Source organism: Pseudomonas thivervalensis, assembly GCF_001269655.1.
Taxonomy (GTDB): Bacteria; Pseudomonadota; Gammaproteobacteria; order Pseudomonadales; family Pseudomonadaceae; genus Aquipseudomonas; species Aquipseudomonas thivervalensis.
Genome location: NZ_LHVE01000008.1, coordinates 56,930 through 73,051, shown reverse-complemented (window position 1 = coordinate 73,051; position 16,122 = coordinate 56,930). Strand labels below are relative to the sequence as shown.

At 61.8% G+C, this 16,122-nt stretch carries 12 protein-coding genes; 9 read left to right on the top strand and 3 right to left on the bottom strand.

The genetic code is table 11. The annotated features are described in order from the left end of the window. Positions 1-103: 103 nt before the first annotated feature. Positions 104-2,395: a fatty acid cis/trans isomerase gene (locus tag AD659_RS12090; protein ID WP_053121489.1), complete on the bottom strand. Its 2,292-nt coding sequence runs from the start codon at positions 2,393-2,395 to the stop codon at positions 104-106. Between the two features lie 156 nt (positions 2,396-2,551). Between AD659_RS12090 and metH the strand changes: the two genes are divergently transcribed. The 4 genes from metH to AD659_RS12070 all read left to right on the top strand — a co-directional run bounded on the left by metH (position 2,552) and on the right by AD659_RS12070 (position 9,304). Then, positions 2,552-6,262, top strand: a complete 3,711-nt coding sequence (gene metH, locus AD659_RS12085) for a methionine synthase (RefSeq protein WP_053121488.1) — start codon at positions 2,552-2,554, stop codon at positions 6,260-6,262. A 139-nt stretch (positions 6,263-6,401) separates the two neighbouring features. Beyond that, a complete protein-coding gene (locus AD659_RS12080) occupies positions 6,402-6,620 on the top strand; it encodes a DUF2970 domain-containing protein (RefSeq protein WP_024781254.1) in 219 nt (72 codons plus the stop codon). A 547-nt stretch (positions 6,621-7,167) separates the two neighbouring features. Continuing rightward, positions 7,168-8,826, top strand: a complete 1,659-nt coding sequence (locus tag AD659_RS12075) for a nitrite/sulfite reductase (RefSeq protein ID WP_053121486.1) — start codon at positions 7,168-7,170, stop codon at positions 8,824-8,826. Beyond that, positions 8,810-9,304 (top strand): DUF934 domain-containing protein, encoded by a 495-nt coding sequence (locus AD659_RS12070; RefSeq protein ID WP_053121484.1) that lies wholly within the window; start codon positions 8,810-8,812, stop codon positions 9,302-9,304. The genes AD659_RS12075 and AD659_RS12070 overlap by 17 nt, the downstream gene beginning before the upstream one ends. A 207-nt stretch (positions 9,305-9,511) precedes the next feature. On the opposite strand, the gene sohB is transcribed toward AD659_RS12070, so the two are convergent. Further along, positions 9,512-10,543, bottom strand: coding sequence for a protease SohB (gene sohB, locus AD659_RS12065; RefSeq protein WP_053121482.1), 1,032 nt, complete (start codon positions 10,541-10,543; stop codon positions 9,512-9,514). Between the two features lie 226 nt (positions 10,544-10,769). On the opposite strand from sohB, the gene AD659_RS12060 reads away from it, so the two are divergent. From AD659_RS12060 to AD659_RS12045, 4 genes are all read left to right on the top strand, one after another. Continuing rightward, the gene (locus AD659_RS12060) at positions 10,770-11,480 is read left to right on the top strand and encodes a histidine phosphatase family protein (RefSeq protein ID WP_053121480.1); all 711 of its coding nucleotides are present in this window, start codon (positions 10,770-10,772) and stop codon (positions 11,478-11,480) included. 51 nt (positions 11,481-11,531) lie between these two features. Continuing rightward, a complete protein-coding gene (locus tag AD659_RS12055) occupies positions 11,532-11,846 on the top strand; it encodes an SCP2 sterol-binding domain-containing protein (RefSeq protein ID WP_008015934.1) in 315 nt (104 codons plus the stop codon). A 216-nt stretch (positions 11,847-12,062) separates the two neighbouring features. Next, complete coding sequence (locus tag AD659_RS12050; RefSeq protein ID WP_053121479.1) at positions 12,063-13,781, top strand: hydrogenase maturation protein; 1,719 nt, start codon at positions 12,063-12,065, stop codon at positions 13,779-13,781. A 248-nt stretch (positions 13,782-14,029) separates the two neighbouring features. After that, a complete protein-coding gene (locus AD659_RS12045; protein ID WP_053121578.1) occupies positions 14,030-14,893 on the top strand; it encodes a LysR family transcriptional regulator in 864 nt (287 codons plus the stop codon). Positions 14,894-15,075: 182 nt separating this feature from the next. Here the strand turns inward: AD659_RS12045 and AD659_RS12040 are convergent, their stop codons facing one another. Then, positions 15,076-15,318, bottom strand: coding sequence for an HP1242/YdcH family protein (locus tag AD659_RS12040; protein ID WP_053121478.1), 243 nt, complete (start codon positions 15,316-15,318; stop codon positions 15,076-15,078). Positions 15,319-15,535: 217 nt separating this feature from the next. Between AD659_RS12040 and AD659_RS12035 the strand changes: the two genes are divergently transcribed. After that, positions 15,536-16,057: a DUF4142 domain-containing protein gene (locus AD659_RS12035; RefSeq protein WP_053121476.1), complete on the top strand. Its 522-nt coding sequence runs from the start codon at positions 15,536-15,538 to the stop codon at positions 16,055-16,057. The last annotated feature ends 65 nt before the right edge of the window (positions 16,058-16,122 follow it).

Sequence of the window (16,122 nt, the reverse complement as noted above, 5' to 3'; positions counted from 1 at the left end):
CAGGCTTGCCGGCAGTTTACGCCAATCATCGCGCCGGACAAAGTCCCAGTATTTTTGTCAGGAAAGCGCCCGGCGGCACGGGGTTTGCCGCCGGCGCTGTCGATCAGAGGTTCTGGTAGCGATTCATGTCCAGTACACCGCTTTCAACGGGCTCCGTCTCCTGGATGTATTGGCTCAGGTCATGGAAGTAGTCCCAGAACTGCGGGTGGCTGCGGCGAACCCCCCAGCGCTCGATAATCCGCTCGAACGCCGACACATCCTGGGCGCCTTGCATGGCTTCGACGAAGGCCGGCACTTGCACGGCCGGGATGTTGAACATGAAGTTCGGATAGCTGCTGAGCACCCCTGGGTAGACCGTCAGCGTGTCCAGCCCTGGCTGGTAGCGCCGCTCCTCGCCCAACAGGAACGCGACGTTGCTGTGGGCACGATTGCGCAGCAGGCTATAGATCTCCCGATGACCGCTGGTGGTTTCGATGCGCAGCAAGGTCGCTTCCGGCAGTTGGTCGATCACCTTGAGCCCCGCCGCCGGGCGCGACACCAGCCGGCTGAGGGCCTGCTCGGCGTTTTGCAGCGCCGGGTCGATGTTCGGGCGCGAGCAGTAGGCACCGTCGCAGCGGTTGATGGGATCCGGATGCGCGTTCAGCTCCCCATAACGGGCGAGCAGTTGCTGGGCGAAATCGCGCTTGGGGTCGTGTTCGTCAAGCTTGAGGGCGGTCGGTTTGTCATCGTCGATAGCCTCGTAATCGAGCCACATCTTGACCTTGCCGCCGTCCTGGTACCAATCGTCCAGGTAGCCTTCACGGGAATCAGCCGGCATCAGGCGCAGGAAGTTCTGCTCCGCACCGTTGCGGATCAAGTCGAAATACAGCCGGGTCTGGGCCTGGTGGGAGACGTTGCCGAACACGTCGAAATTCACCGCCAGCTGGTAATAGGTACGCTCCAGCAACGGGAAGTCGAACAGCCACATCGTCTGTGGCACCTCGCCGATCAACCCCTTGGTGACCGAAGCACTGTCGAAATGCCGGAAAATGCTCAGCAGCGCGTTGTCGTTGCCGGCCCACAGCGTCGACCAGCTCGGCGCTGGCAGCTCGGCATAGTTGTCACGGCGCAAGGCTTCGTACTCGTTGCGCTTGTCACGGTAGTCGAGCCACAGGCTGACGACGCTGCCCACGTCGTCGTTCTGGCCCGGCATCGCCAGCAACGGCGTGGCCTGGCCGCGGTAGTTCGGATCGGTGATGTACAGGTCGTGCTCGGGGGCCTGGAACAGCGCCCAGAAATTGTCGCGGATCACGTCCGTGGCGATCTGGCCCCGGCACACCGGCCCGCGAATGAACGTACGCACGAAGTACTCGGCGTTATCGAGCATGAACTGGTAGCGGGCCTGGGCCGGGATCGCTTCGAAGGTGGAGAACGGGTTGGCCCGGCGCTCCGGACCGTAGCCCGGCAACGCGGTGACCTGCCACTTGCCGCTGTAGAACAGGCTCTTGATGCGCGCCATCTTCGCCGCACTCAAGCCGTAGGTGATGTGGGTCTTGTGCACGATCACCCCTTGCACCGGCCAGAGCCGATAGTAGACGCGGGTGCCGGGATCATCGTTCGGGCGGCGGGTGTTGATCAGGTCGATGGGCTGGCCGGTGGGCGTGCGCGAACGGACCCATTGGAAGAAATGCCCCGGCTCGCCGCCCTTGAAATAAATGTGCGCCAGGAACCAATGTTCGAACAACCAGCGGGCCACCAGGCTTTCCCGGGCGCCCGGGGCATTGAGCAGGTTTTCCCATTGCACCACCTGCAAGGCTTCAGCAGCGCTTGGGGCCAGGGCTTGCTGATCGATCGGGGCGCCTGCGGCCAACCAGCGCTGCAGGGTCTGGTATTGCTGGTCGGTCAGACCGGTGACGGCCAGGGGCATGCCTTCCCTGGGATGGGCACCTGCGTATTCGTCGAATTGACCCGGCATCGCGCAACTGTTGTCACGATCGAGGCCCAGGACGATCTCTTCCGGCAGCTTGGCGTTGGGCTGCAACGGCGTGCGGTGGCCCAACTCCAGCATGCGCGCCATCAACGCAGCCTGGCTGCCCTGGGCGTCAAGCACTGAATAGAAGCCCTTGCGCTGCCAGGCGCGCGGGCCCCAGGCGTCATAGAACAAGCGGGTCGGGTCGGCCGCCTGGCGCCGCTCGCCGTCATACACCGACACCTTGCTCGCGCCCCGTGCCGCGCCTTCGCCACTGCCCAGGTTCAACTGGCAGGCGGAGTCGTAGCAGGCATGACAGGCCACGCATTTTTCCGTGAAGATCGGCTGGATGTCGCGGCTGTAGGAGATCGCGGGAGTGGAATTCCCGGCGGCTGCGCTAAAAGACAACAGCAGCAACAGACTGCCGAATAAGACGCGGTACGGCATGTCTCGGGGCCCTAAGAGATAATCGGGCGATTCTACCGGGCCAGCACCGCCTTGCAAACATGAGCGATATTCATGCAAAAGCCCCTCATGATCAAATCCTGCGCAGGTTTGCTATCATCCCGGCCTTCGTAATGGTCTTTTTTTCCAGGTAGTCCTATGTCTGATCGCAGCGCTCGCCTTTATCTTCTCCAGCAAGCCCTCAAGGAACGTATCCTGATCCTCGACGGCGGCATGGGCACGATGATCCAGAGCTACAAGCTGGAAGAGCAGGACTACCGCGGCAAGCGTTTTGCTGATTGGCCGAGCGACGTCAAGGGCAACAACGATTTGCTGGTGCTCAGCCGTCCCGACGTGATCGGCGCCATTGAAAAAGCCTACCTGGATGCCGGTGCCGACATCCTGGAGACCAACACCTTCAACGCCACCCAGGTGTCCCAGGCCGACTACGGCATGCAGGGCCTGGCCTACGAGCTGAACCTGGAAGGTGCGCGCCTGGCCCGCAAAGTGGCCGACGCCAAGACCCTGGAAACCCCGGACAAGCCGCGCTTCGTCGCCGGCGTGCTCGGCCCGACCAGCCGCACCTGCTCGCTGTCGCCGGACGTGAACAACCCCGGCTACCGCAACGTGACCTTCGACGAACTGGTGGAGAACTACACCGAGGCCACCAAGGGCCTGATCGAAGGCGGCGCCGACCTGATCCTGATCGAAACCATCTTCGACACGCTGAACGCCAAGGCGGCGATCTTTGCCGTGCAAGGCGTCTACGAAGAGCTGGGTGTCGAACTGCCAATCATGATTTCCGGCACCATCACCGATGCCTCCGGCCGCACCCTCTCCGGCCAGACTACCGAAGCCTTCTGGAACTCGGTGGCCCACGCCAAGCCGATCTCGGTCGGCCTGAACTGCGCCCTCGGCGCCAGCGAACTGCGCCCATACCTGGAAGAACTGTCGAACAAGGCCAGCACCCACGTATCGGCCCACCCCAACGCCGGCCTGCCCAACGAATTCGGCGAATACGATGAACTGCCGGCCGAGACGGCCAAGGTCATCGAAGAATTTGCCCAGAGTGGTTTCCTGAACATTGTCGGCGGCTGCTGCGGCACCACCCCGGCCCACATCGAAGCCATCGCCAAGGCCGTGGCCGGCTACGCGCCGCGGCAGATTCCGGAGATTCCCCGGGCGTGCCGCCTGTCGGGCCTGGAACCGTTCACCATCGATCGCAGTTCCTTGTTCGTCAACGTTGGCGAGCGGACCAACATCACCGGCTCCGCCAAGTTCGCCCGGCTGATCCGCGAGGACAACTACACCGAAGCCCTGGAAGTGGCCCTTCAACAGGTCGAGGCCGGCGCCCAGGTGATCGACATCAACATGGACGAGGGCATGCTCGATTCGAAGAAGGCCATGGTGACCTTCCTCAATCTGATTGCCGGCGAACCGGACATTTCCCGGGTGCCGATCATGATCGACTCCTCCAAGTGGGAAGTGATCGAGGCGGGCCTCAAGTGCATCCAGGGCAAGGGCATCGTCAACTCCATCAGCATGAAGGAAGGTGTCGAGCAGTTCATCCACCACGCCAAGCTGTGCAAGCGCTACGGCGCCGCCGTGGTGGTGATGGCCTTCGACGAAGCCGGCCAGGCCGACACCGAAGCGCGCAAGAAGGAAATCTGCAAGCGCTCCTACGACATCCTGGTCAATGAAGTCGGCTTCCCGCCGGAAGACATCATCTTCGACCCGAACATCTTCGCCGTCGCCACCGGTATCGAAGAACACAACAACTATGCCGTGGACTTCATCAACGCCTGCGCCTACATCCGCGACGAACTGCCGTACGCGCTGACATCGGGCGGCGTGTCCAACGTGTCGTTCTCGTTCCGCGGCAACAACCCGGTACGCGAGGCGATCCACTCGGTGTTCCTGCTATACGCGATCCGCGCGGGCCTGACCATGGGCATCGTCAACGCCGGCCAACTGGAGATCTACGACCAGATCCCGGTGGAGCTGCGTGATGCCGTGGAAGACGTGATTCTCAACCGCACCCCCGAAGGCACCGACGCCCTGCTCGCCATCGCCGACAAGTACAAGGGCGACGGCAGCGTCAAGGAAGCGGAAACCGAGGAATGGCGCGGCTGGGAAGTGAACAAGCGCCTGGAACATGCGCTGGTCAAGGGCATCACCACCCACATCGTTGAAGACACCGAGGAATCGCGACTGTCTTTCGCCCGGCCGATCGAGGTCATCGAAGGCCCGCTGATGGCTGGCATGAACATCGTTGGCGACCTGTTTGGCGCCGGCAAAATGTTCCTGCCCCAAGTGGTCAAGTCCGCTCGCGTGATGAAGCAGGCCGTGGCCCACCTGATCCCGTTCATCGAAGCGGAAAAAGGCGACAAGCCGGAGGCCAAGGGCAAGATCCTGATGGCCACGGTCAAGGGCGACGTGCATGACATCGGCAAGAACATCGTTGGCGTGGTGCTCGGCTGCAACGGCTATGACATCGTCGACCTGGGCGTGATGGTGCCTGCGGAGAAGATCCTGCAGGTGGCCAAGGAACAGAAATGCGACATCATCGGCCTGTCCGGCCTGATCACTCCGTCCCTGGATGAGATGGTGCATGTGGCCCGCGAGATGCAGCGCCAGGACTTCCATCTGCCGCTGATGATTGGTGGCGCCACCACCTCCAAGGCCCACACGGCGGTGAAGATCGAGCCCAAGTACAGCAACGACGCGGTGATCTACGTCACTGACGCTTCCCGCGCCGTGGGCGTGGCAACCCAGTTGCTGTCCAAGGAACTCAAGCCGGCGTTCGTCGAGAAAACCCGCCAGGACTACATCGACGTGCGCGAACGCACCTCCAACCGCAGCGCCCGCACCGAGCGCCTGAGCTACCCCGCCGCCGTGGCCAAGAAGCCACAGTTCGACTGGAGCAGCTATCAGCCGGTCAAGCCGACCTTCACCGGCGCCAAGGTCCTGGACGACATCGACTTGAACGTCCTGGCCGAATACATCGACTGGACCCCGTTCTTCATCTCCTGGGACCTGGCCGGCAAATACCCGCGCATCCTCACCGACGAAGTGGTCGGCGAAGCGGCCACGGCGCTGTACGCCGATGCCCGGGCGATGCTGCGCAAGCTGATCGATGAGAAACTGATCAGCGCCCGCGCCGCGTTCGGCTTCTGGCCGGCCAACCAGGTGCATGACGATGACCTGGAAGTCTATGGCGAGGATGGCAAGCCACTGGCGCGCCTGCATCACTTGCGCCAGCAGATCATCAAGACCGACGGCAAGCCGAACTTCTCCCTGGCCGACTTCGTCGCGCCGAAGGACAGCGGCGTGACCGACTACGTCGGCGGCTTCATCACCACCGCTGGCATCGGTGCCGAAGAAGTCGCCAAGACCTACCAGGAGGCCGGCGACGACTACAACTCGATCATGGTCAAGGCCCTGGCCGACCGCTTGGCCGAGGCCTGCGCCGAATGGCTGCACCAGCAGGTGCGCAAGGAGCATTGGGGTTATGCCAAGGACGAAAGCCTGGACAACGACGCCTTGATCAAGGAGCAATACACCGGTATCCGCCCTGCCCCCGGCTATCCGGCCTGCCCGGATCACACCGAGAAGAGCACCCTGTTCCGCCTGCTCGATCCCGAGGCCAGTGAAATGAAAGCGGGCCGCAGCGGCGTGTTTCTCACCGAACACTACGCCATGTTCCCGGCGGCGGCGGTCAGCGGCTGGTACTTCGCCCATCCCCAGGCGCAATACTTCGCCGTGGGCAAGATCGACAAGGATCAGGTCCAGAGCTACACCGCGCGCAAGGGCCAGGACTTGAGTGTGACGGAGCGCTGGTTGGCGCCGAATCTGGGTTACGACAACTAAGGGTCTTCACCTCAAAAAGATCGCAGGCTTCGTCAGCTCCTACAGGATTTTGTGGATTCTTGTAGGAGCTGGCGAAGCCTGCGATCTTTTTCCATGGGTTGTCTATGCTTGTCCCAAACCCATGGCAGACGAGGGATTTATGGACGATCCAGTCGACAACAAACCGCCGACCCTGCTGCAGATGATGCACAGCGTGCTGGCCGCCGCTTTCGGCGTGCAGAGCGGCAAGAACCGCGCCCGGGATTTTACCCACGGCAAGCCGAGTCACTTCGTGATATTAGGGATCGCGTTCACGGTGATCTTCGCTTTGACGCTGTTTGGCATCGTCAAGCTGGTGGTGCATCTGGCAGGGCTTTAACGCTCACCAAACCACCACATGACCCTGTGGGAGCGAGCTTGCTCGCGATAGCGGCCTGTCAGTCGACCTCATCATCGACTGAACCACCGTCATCGCGAGCAAGCTCGCTCCCACAGGTTTTTTTATCGCCAGGGGTAACCGTCTATTGGTGACTGACCCAGAACACTGCAGTACCCACCACCAGAATAATCAGAAACAAAATGGCCCAGGCATCAACAGTACTGTCGCTTTTCCTTGCTTTGGTCGGATTGCTCATTGCATCGCCTCTTGTCGGTTTTGTAGGTGATTGCATAGGGACTCGACCACAGTTAAGACGATGATTGCCCGTACGACAAATGTGGGTTAGGCAATAATCAGTCTCATTAGTCGATTTGGTTCTTTACATATACTCAAACATCACTTTTGCGCATAACTCAAAACAGGTATCTTGCACCGGCTCCCCTAGGAGTGCGCGGCCGTGCGCGCAGAATTGCCGAGGCAGAACCCGATTCCAGCGAGCCAACATGCAGCTGTTTCTGATCGGCCCAAGCCTGAGACCGAGACTTATATGTACGTATATGACGAGTACGATCAGCGAATCATCGAGGACCGCGTCAAGCAGTTCCGTGATCAGACCCGACGCTATCTGGCAGGCGAGCTGAGCGAAGAAGAATTCCGCCCTCTGCGCTTGCAGAATGGCCTGTATATCCAGCGCTTCGCCCCGATGCTGCGCGTGGCTGTGCCTTATGGCCAGCTGACCTCGCGCCAGGTGCGCAAGCTGGCGCAGATTGCCCGCGACTACGACAAGGGCTATGCCCACATCAGTACCCGGCAGAACGTCCAGTACAACTGGCCCGCCCTGGAAGATGTGCCCGAGATCCTGGCCGAACTGGCCACCGTGCAGATGCACGCGATCCAGACCAGCGGCAACTGCCTGCGCAACGTCACCACCGACCAGTTCGCCGGTGTCGCGGCCGACGAGTTGATCGACCCGCGGCCGTGGTGCGAAATCGTTCGCCAGTGGACGACGTTCCACCCGGAATTCGCCTACCTGCCGCGCAAGTTCAAGATCGCCATCAACGGCTCGACCTCGGACCGTGCGGCCATCGAAGTCCACGACATCGGCCTGGAGACGGTCTACAACGCCGCCGGCGAGCTGGGCTTCCGTGTATTGGTGGGCGGCGGCCTGGGGCGTACCCCGGTGGTCGGCGCGTTCATCAACGAGTTCCTCCCATGGCAGGATCTGCTGAGCTACCTCGACGCCATCCTGCGGGTGTACAACCGCTATGGCCGTCGTGACAACAAGTACAAGGCGCGGATCAAGATCCTGGTCAAGGCCCTGACGCCTGAAGTGTTCGCCGAGAAGGTCGAAGCCGAGATGGCTCACCTGCGTGGCGGCCAGACCACCCTGACCGAAGCCGAAGTGCATCGCGTCGCCAAGCACTTCGTCGACCCACAGTACAAGGCGCTGGACAACCAGGACGCCGAGCTGGCAGCCCTCGACAAGGAACATCCGGGTTTCGCCCGCTGGCGCACCCGCAATACCCTGGCCCACAAGAAGCCGGGCTACGTCGCGGTGACCCTGTCCCTGAAACCGACCGGCGTCGCGCCGGGCGACATCACCGACAAGCAACTGGACGCCGTGGCCGACCTGGCCGAGCGCTACAGCTTCGGCCAACTGCGCACTTCCCACGAGCAGAACATCATCCTGGCGGACGTTGAACAGCGCCAGTTGTTCACCCTGTGGGGCGAACTGCGCGAGCAAGGTTTCGCCACCCCGAACATCGGCCTGCTGACCGACATGATCTGCTGCCCGGGCGGCGATTTCTGCTCCCTGGCCAACGCCAAGTCGATCCCTATCGCCGAATCGATCCAGCGTCGTTTCGACGACCTGGACTACCTGTTCGACATCGGCGAGCTGGACCTGAACATTTCCGGCTGCATGAACGCCTGTGGCCACCACCACGTCGGCCACATCGGCATCCTGGGCGTGGACAAGAAAGGCGAAGAGTTCTACCAGGTCTCCCTGGGCGGCAGCGGTAGCCGCGACGCCAGCCTGGGCAAGATCCTCGGCCCGTCGTTTGCCCAGGATGACATGCCTGACGTGATCGAGAAGCTAATCGACGTGTACATCGAACAACGTACCCCGGAAGAGCGCTTCATCGACACTTACCAACGTATTGGCATCGACCTCTTCAAGGAACGCGTCTATGCAGCGAATCATTAAGAACAACGAGGTCATCGACGAAACCTGGCACCTGTTGCCCAAGGACGCGACCTTCGATGGCATCTCCAACTGCGACGACCTGATCGTGCCCCTGGCCCTGTGGCGCGATCACGCCCACGCCCTCAAGGCTCGCGACGGCGGCCTGGGGGTTTGGCTGGACGCCGACGAGGAAGCCGAGGAAATCGGTGATGACGCCAACCAGTTGCAGGTCATCGCCCTGAACTTCCCGGCCTTCACCGACGGGCGCAGCTACTCCAACGCCCGCCTGCTGCGTGACCGTTATGGTTTCAAGGGTGAATTGCGGGCGATTGGCGACGTGCTGCGCGACCAGTTGTTCTACATGCGCCGCTGCGGTTTCGACGCCTTTGCGTTGCGCGCCGACAAAGACCCCTATGAAGCCCTCGAAAGCCTCAAGGACTTCTCGGTGACCTACCAGGCTGCCACTGACGAACCGCTGCCGCTGTTCCGTCGTCGCTGAAACCTGATACACAAAAAGCCCTGATCCGGGTGTGCCGGTTCAGGGCTTTTGTGTTTTCGGCGTCTTGAATCCACTTCGGGCCTACTGTGGGAGCGAGCCTGCCCGCGATAGCGGTGGGTCAGCTTGCCTCGATGCCAGATGGACGGCCGTCATCGCGAGCAAGCTCGCTCCCACAAAGGGGTTGGCGGTGACTCTGCGGCCTTCGGATTACCAGAACCGCTGCTGGGTCAGGCGGCTCCACCAATTGAGCAGCACACGATCCACCGAACTGCTGGCCGCCATGCCGATGCGTTCCTGCAGGCTTTTGCGTTCGGCGTAGTGCAGGTGGTACAGATCGGCGCCCTTGGCCCGTTCGGCCAAGTACTCGTCGCTGGTTTTCAGCTCATCCACCAAGCGCTTGTCCAGCGCCGCGACACCCAGCCAGACTTCACCGGTCGCCACTTCATCGATTGCCAATTGCGGGCGATAGTTGGACACGAAGTTCTTGAACAGTTCGTGGGTGATGTCCAGGTCCTCCTGGAATTTCTCCCGGCCCTTCTCGGTATTTTCGCCGAACACCGTCAACGTGCGTTTGTATTCACCAGCCGTCAATACTTCGAAATCGATGTCGTGTTTCTTCAGCAGCCGGTTGACGTTGGGCAATTGCGCGACGACGCCAATGGAGCCCAGGATCGCGAAGGGCGCGCTGATGATCTTCTCGCCGATGCACGCCATCATGTAGCCACCACTGGCCGCCACCTTGTCGATGCAGACAGTCAGCGGCACGCCGGCCTGACGGATCCGCGCCAGTTGCGACGAGGCCAGGCCATAGCTATGGACCATGCCGCCGCCACTTTCCAGGCGCAGCACCACTTCATCCTTCGGCGTCGCCAGGGTCAGCAACGCGGTGATTTCATGACGCAGGCTCTCGGTGGCCGAGGCCTTGATGTCACCGTCGAAGTCCAGCACGAACACCCGGGGCTTGGCCGCCGGCTTGTCCTTGTTTTTCTTCCCGGCCTTTTCAGCCTTGCCTTCGGCCTTGCGCAAGGCCTTGAGCTGATCCTTGTCCAGCAGCGTCTGTTCCAGGCGCTCGCGCAAGCCCTTGTAGAAATCGTTGAGTTTGCTCACCTGCAACTGGCCGGCCGACTTGCGCCGCCCTTTGCTGCGCAGCGCAGCAAAACTGGCCAGCACCACCAGGATGGCGATCACCAGCGTCACAGTCTTGGCCAGGAAACCGGCGTACTCGATGAAAAACTCCACAGCAACTCCTTAAATGCAATGCGCCACTGAACGCAGGCGCGTAACGGCCCCAGCATACCCATGCGCCTGCGTCGCGACCAGCCAAGAAACCTATGGTTACCTTGACGCGAGCGAGACAGGACAAGGCTATAACGGACATTTCAAACAAGCGTATGTTTTTTCATTGACAGCTCACCGCCATCCCCATAACCTCGCCAAACCTTCAACGTACCGGGATGACGCGGACGTGGGCAGTATCTATCTGATTCGACATGGCCAGGCCTCCTTTGGTGCGGACGACTACGATGTCCTCTCGCCCAATGGCGTCCGCCAGGCACAAGTGCTTGGCGGCCACCTCGCCGAGCTCGGAGTCGTATTCGATCGCTGCCTCTCGGGTGACTTGCGTCGCCAGCAGGATACCGCCACCGGTGCGCTGGGCCAGATGTCCGCCGCCGGAATGCCGGTTCCCGAGCTGGAAATCGACGCTGCGTTCAACGAGTTCGACGCCGATGCAGTCATTCGTGCCCTGCTGCCGGACATGCTCCCCCAGGAACCCGAGGCCCTGCATGTCCTGCGCAACGCCGCGCAGAACCGCGCCGAATTCCAGCGTATCTTTGCGCTGATCGTCGAGCGCTGGCTCAGCGGCCGGTATGATCCGCCCGGTCTCGAAAGCTGGCTGGGGTTCGTCGAGCGGGTCCAGGCGGGCCTGCAGCGCATCCTGGAACAAGCTGATAACAGCCATAAGATCGCCGTCTTCACTTCCGGCGGCACCATCACCGCCCTGCTCCACCTGATCACCCAGATACCCGCCCGACAGGCCTTCGAACTGAACTGGCAAATCGTCAACACCTCGCTCAACCACCTGAAATTCAGGGGTCGCGAGGTGGCCCTGGCTTCCTTCAACAGCCATGCCCACCTGCAACTGTTGAAGGCCCCGGACCTCATCACCTTTCGCTGAGTCCGGATTACTGTAGACCCTTGCTGTACCACCCAAATAAGGATCGAAACCATGACCTCCGTAGCCGACGCCGTACAAGCCATGAAAGCCAAGTTCAACCCAGCCGCCGCTGCCGGCCTGGACCTGGTATTCGGTTTCCGCATCGACGATACCAAGAATTTCTCGCTGATCGTCAAGGACAGCACCTGCGAACTGCAGGAAGGTGAAAACCCGGACGCCCAGGTGACCCTGGTGATGGACGGCGAGACCCTCGAAGGCATCGTCGATGGCAGCACCGACGGCATGCAAGCGTTCATGGGCGGCAAGCTGCGCGCCGAAGGCGACATGATGCTGGCCATGAAACTGTCCGAGCTGTTCCCAAGCTGAGACTGCGCTCGCGTGCTTCGCGAGCCTTTCGATTGCAAACGAATCCCGCCCCCGTGGCGGGATTCGTGTTTTTGCCTCTTCTTGATTTCGCACCGCACACAACCTTGACCCCTGTCAGTTCCCGCTCGTCCTCCAACCGCTAACGTAGCGCTTCCATCAAGGCCAGGGACGGCTCATCGGGAGCCTGTGCCTGCTCATCTCAAGGAAGAGAGGCTCATGCCCCCACTGAAAATCGTTCTGCTGTCCAGCGCATTCAACGGCCTGACCCAACGCACCTGGCTGGACCTGCGCGAGGCCGGCTACCGCCCCAGCGTGGTGCTGTTCACCGACGCGGCGTCGGTCTGCCGACAAATCGAAGAAAGCGGCGCCGACCTGGTGATCTGCCCATTTCTCAAGGACCGCGTACCCGAGCAGCTGTGGCGCAACCCACGGCGCCCGGTGGTGATCATTCATCCCGGGATTGTCGGCGATCGCGGTGCCAGTGCCCTGGACTGGGCGATCACCCGGCAGCCCGAGCGCTGGGGCGTCACCGCCTTGCAGGCGGTGGAGGAAATGGATGCCGGGCCCATCTGGGCCACGTGCGAATTCGACCTGCCCAAGGGCCTGCGCAAATCGGAGCTGTATAACGGCCTGGTCAGCGACGCGGCCATTCGTTGCATTCGCGAGGTCGTGGAAAAACACGGCGACGGTTTCGTCCCGGCGCCGCTGGACTATGATCGCCCTGACGTGATCGGACGCCTGCAACCGAACATGACCCAGGATGATCGCAGCTTCAGTTGGCACGACAGCAGCGGTTTCATCCAGCGCTGCATCGACGCCGCGGACGGTCAACCCGGCGCGCTCGCCAGCCTGGCCGGCGAACAGTTTTACCTGTACGACGCCCATCCGGACGTTCGCCACGGCCTGCCCGGCGAACTGCTGGCCGTGCGGGACGATGCGGTGCTGGTGGCAACCGGGGACGCAAGCCTGTGGATTGGCGCCCTGCGCCGCAAGCCGAAACCCGGCGAACAGACCTTCAAGCGCCCGGCGCGCCATGTCCTGTCGAACCGCCTCGAAGGCGTCCCGGTGCTCGACAGTTGCCTGGCTCGGCAGCCATTCAGCAACGAGCCCTATCAACCCATCCGCTACCGCGAATGTGGCCATGTCGGGGAACTGACGTTCGAGTTCTATAACGGGGCGATGAGCACTGAACAATGCCAGCGCCTGGTGGCGGCATTGCGCTGGGCCAAATCCCGGGATACCCAGGTGCTATTGATCCGTGGTGGGCGCGGCAGCTTTTCCAACGGCGTGCACCTGAACGTGATCCAGGCCGCCGCCGAACCCGGCCTGGAAGCCTGGGCCAACATACAGGCGATCGACGATGTCTGCCTGGAGTTGTTCAGCGCCCGGCAACTGGTGGTCAGCGGCCTGACGGGGAACGCCGGGGCCGGTGGTGTGATGCTGGCCCTGGCCGCCGATATCGTGCTGGCGCGCCGCGACATCGTGCTCAACCCCCACTACGCGACCATGGGCCTGTACGGCTCTGAATACTGGACCTACAGCCTGCCCCGGGCGGTCGGTCCGGACATGGCCTGGAAACTCACCCAGGACTGCCTGCCCATCAGCGCCCTCCAGGCGTTGCGCTACGGCATGGTCCGGGAGATCGGCCCGCGCTGCCCCGACGAGTTCGGTCTGTGGCTGCTGCAACGGGCCAACCGCGCGTTGCTCGAGCCGACCTATGAAAGCATCCGGGTGCGCAAGGCCGAACGGAGCCTGTCGGCGATCCAGGCGTGTCGCGAAGACGAACTCGCACAGATGCGCCGCGACATGGTGGACAATCGCCACGGCTTCGCCGACAAGTGCCATCGTTTCGTCTTCAAGCACAAGGCCTGCCGTACGCCGGAACGCCTGGTTGCGCCTTGGGCGCGGGCAGCCCAGGCCCAAGCCGTCCAATAACAGCCGGCATCGAGACGATACTGTTTACTCAAGAAGAAGATGGCCCTGTGGCGAGGGAGCTTGCTCCCGCTGGGCTGCGAAGCGGCCCCTAAGTCAGCCAACTCGGTGTGCCAGGAAGAATGAGTTCACTGCCTTAGGGCTGCTGCGCAGCCCAGCGGGAGCAAGCTCCCTCGCCACGGAACAGCATGACGGTATCAGGGAGGCGCGGCAGCTCTTACAATGCCCGCTTCCCCCGCATCGGCCTGAACATGGACATCGACCTCGCCCGCACCTTCCTGGAAATCGTCCGCCACGGCAGCCTCGCCGCAGCGGCCGAAAAGCTGCACGTGACCCAGACGGCGATCACCGCCCGGGTCCAGAAGCTCGAAAGCCAGCTCGGCTGCGCGCTGTTCGTGCGCAACCGTGCCGGCGCGCGCCTGACCGCCGACGGCGAGGCCTTTGTGGTCTACGCCAACCAGCTCGTGCAGACCTGGGAAGCGGCCCGCCGGGACCTGCCGCTGCCCGAGGGCTATCGCAACGTCTTGCACCTGGGGGGCGAGGTCAGCCTGTGCAACCCCTTGATGCTCGCCTGGGCCGGCGAACTGCGCCAGAAGATCCCCGGCCATGCCCTGCGCATGGACATCCGCGACGGCGAGAAACTGCTGCAACAGTTGGAACTGGGCCTGCTGGACGCGGCGGTGGTCTATCAGCCCGAATACTGGCCGCGCCTGCAAGTGGAACAATTGCTGGAAGAAAAGCTCATCCTGGTACGCCTGGCCACCCGTCCCGAGCCCTACGTGTACATCGACTGGAGTGCCGACTTCCGGCGCCAGCATGACACCGCGCTGCCAGATAAAGCCAAGGCCGCCGTGACCTTCAACCTCGGCCCCCTGGCCCTGCAATACATCCTGGAAAACGGCGGCAGCGGTTACTTCCGCACGCGGGTCGTGCAGAGCTACCTGGACAGCGGCATCCTGGAACGGGTGCCCAAGGCGCCGGAGTTCAACTACCCGACCTATCTGGTGTATTCCAGGGACCGGGATTCGGCGGCATTGCAGCAAGCGTTCGAAGTGCTGCGAGAAATCGTCAGGACCGGTAGCGACTGGTCGCAGCGTTGGGATCCCTTGACCTGACGGTTTGTGTTGCTGGCCTGCCTGGTATGACGCCTCTCGTGGCCAGGGATTGCTCCCGCTTTGTAGGAGCTGGCGAAGCCTGCGATCAGTTGATCTTTCTCTAGACTCAATCGCCATCGGATAGATCGCAGCCCAGCGGGAGCAAGCTCCCTCGCCACAAGAGTCCTCACTAGCAGTCGGTTCTATGGCTTGCTCTGCATGTGCGCCATGATCTCGTCCTTGATCAGCAATCGCTTCTTCTTGAGCGTCTCCAGGACTTCATCGGGCAACGCGCTGGAGGACGGCTTCTCGGCGTCGACCACCTCGGCATCAAGTTGGGAGTATTTTTGAAGTAACGAGTCGAGCCTTGGATTCTCGCTGCGTTTTTGCTGGATTTGATCTTTTGTGTATTTGAGATCCTGGCACAAATCGTGGGACACCGGCATGGAACACCTCCTTTGGTGGATCAATGGCAGACGCTCTTGCAGCGCCCGTCGATTATCAGGATGGCCTCGTCGGCGGGGTTCTGTCGACCGTCAATCCGACCAGCGGTGACCGTTCGTCGTACCGGATCGCTTGGCGATCAAACCTTTGCCTGGGCGCAACCCTCCATTGATCAGAGACGACAAGAATCGCTCGTTCAACGTGGATGGAGACTTACCTATGGACACATTTATCCTGCGTCAACTCGGCCTGGCAGTGGCCCTGAGCACCAGCATGGGCATGGCCTGGGCCGCGTCTTTCAACGACTTCGTCGACAGCGCGGCGGTCGGTGGCATTGCGGAAATCGAAACCAGCAAACTGGCCTTGGAAAAGAGCCAATCGGCAGACATCAAGGCGTTCGCCAACACGATGATCACCGACCACACCAAGGCCAATGACGAGTTGAAGGCGCTGGCGCAAAAACATGACATCGAAGTACCCGACGACACCACGCTGATGAAGAAAGCCAAGGAGAAAATCCTTGAGGTGCGCGATGAATCCTTTGATGCGGCCTACGCCAACAACCAGGTCAAGGCCCACGAAGAAACCATCGAACTGTTCAAGAAAGAAGCCAACACCGTTACCGACGACAAGAAGGCTGGCAACACCGAACTCAAGGCGTTCGCCCAGAAGATGCTGCCGGCCCTGCAACACCACCTGGAGGAAGCCAAGAAACTTCAGGCGGCCCATCCAAGCAAGTAACGGCACCCCCCCTTGAGCGGCCACAGGACTCGCTCAAGAAAAAACGGCGCTTCCACAAGGACGGC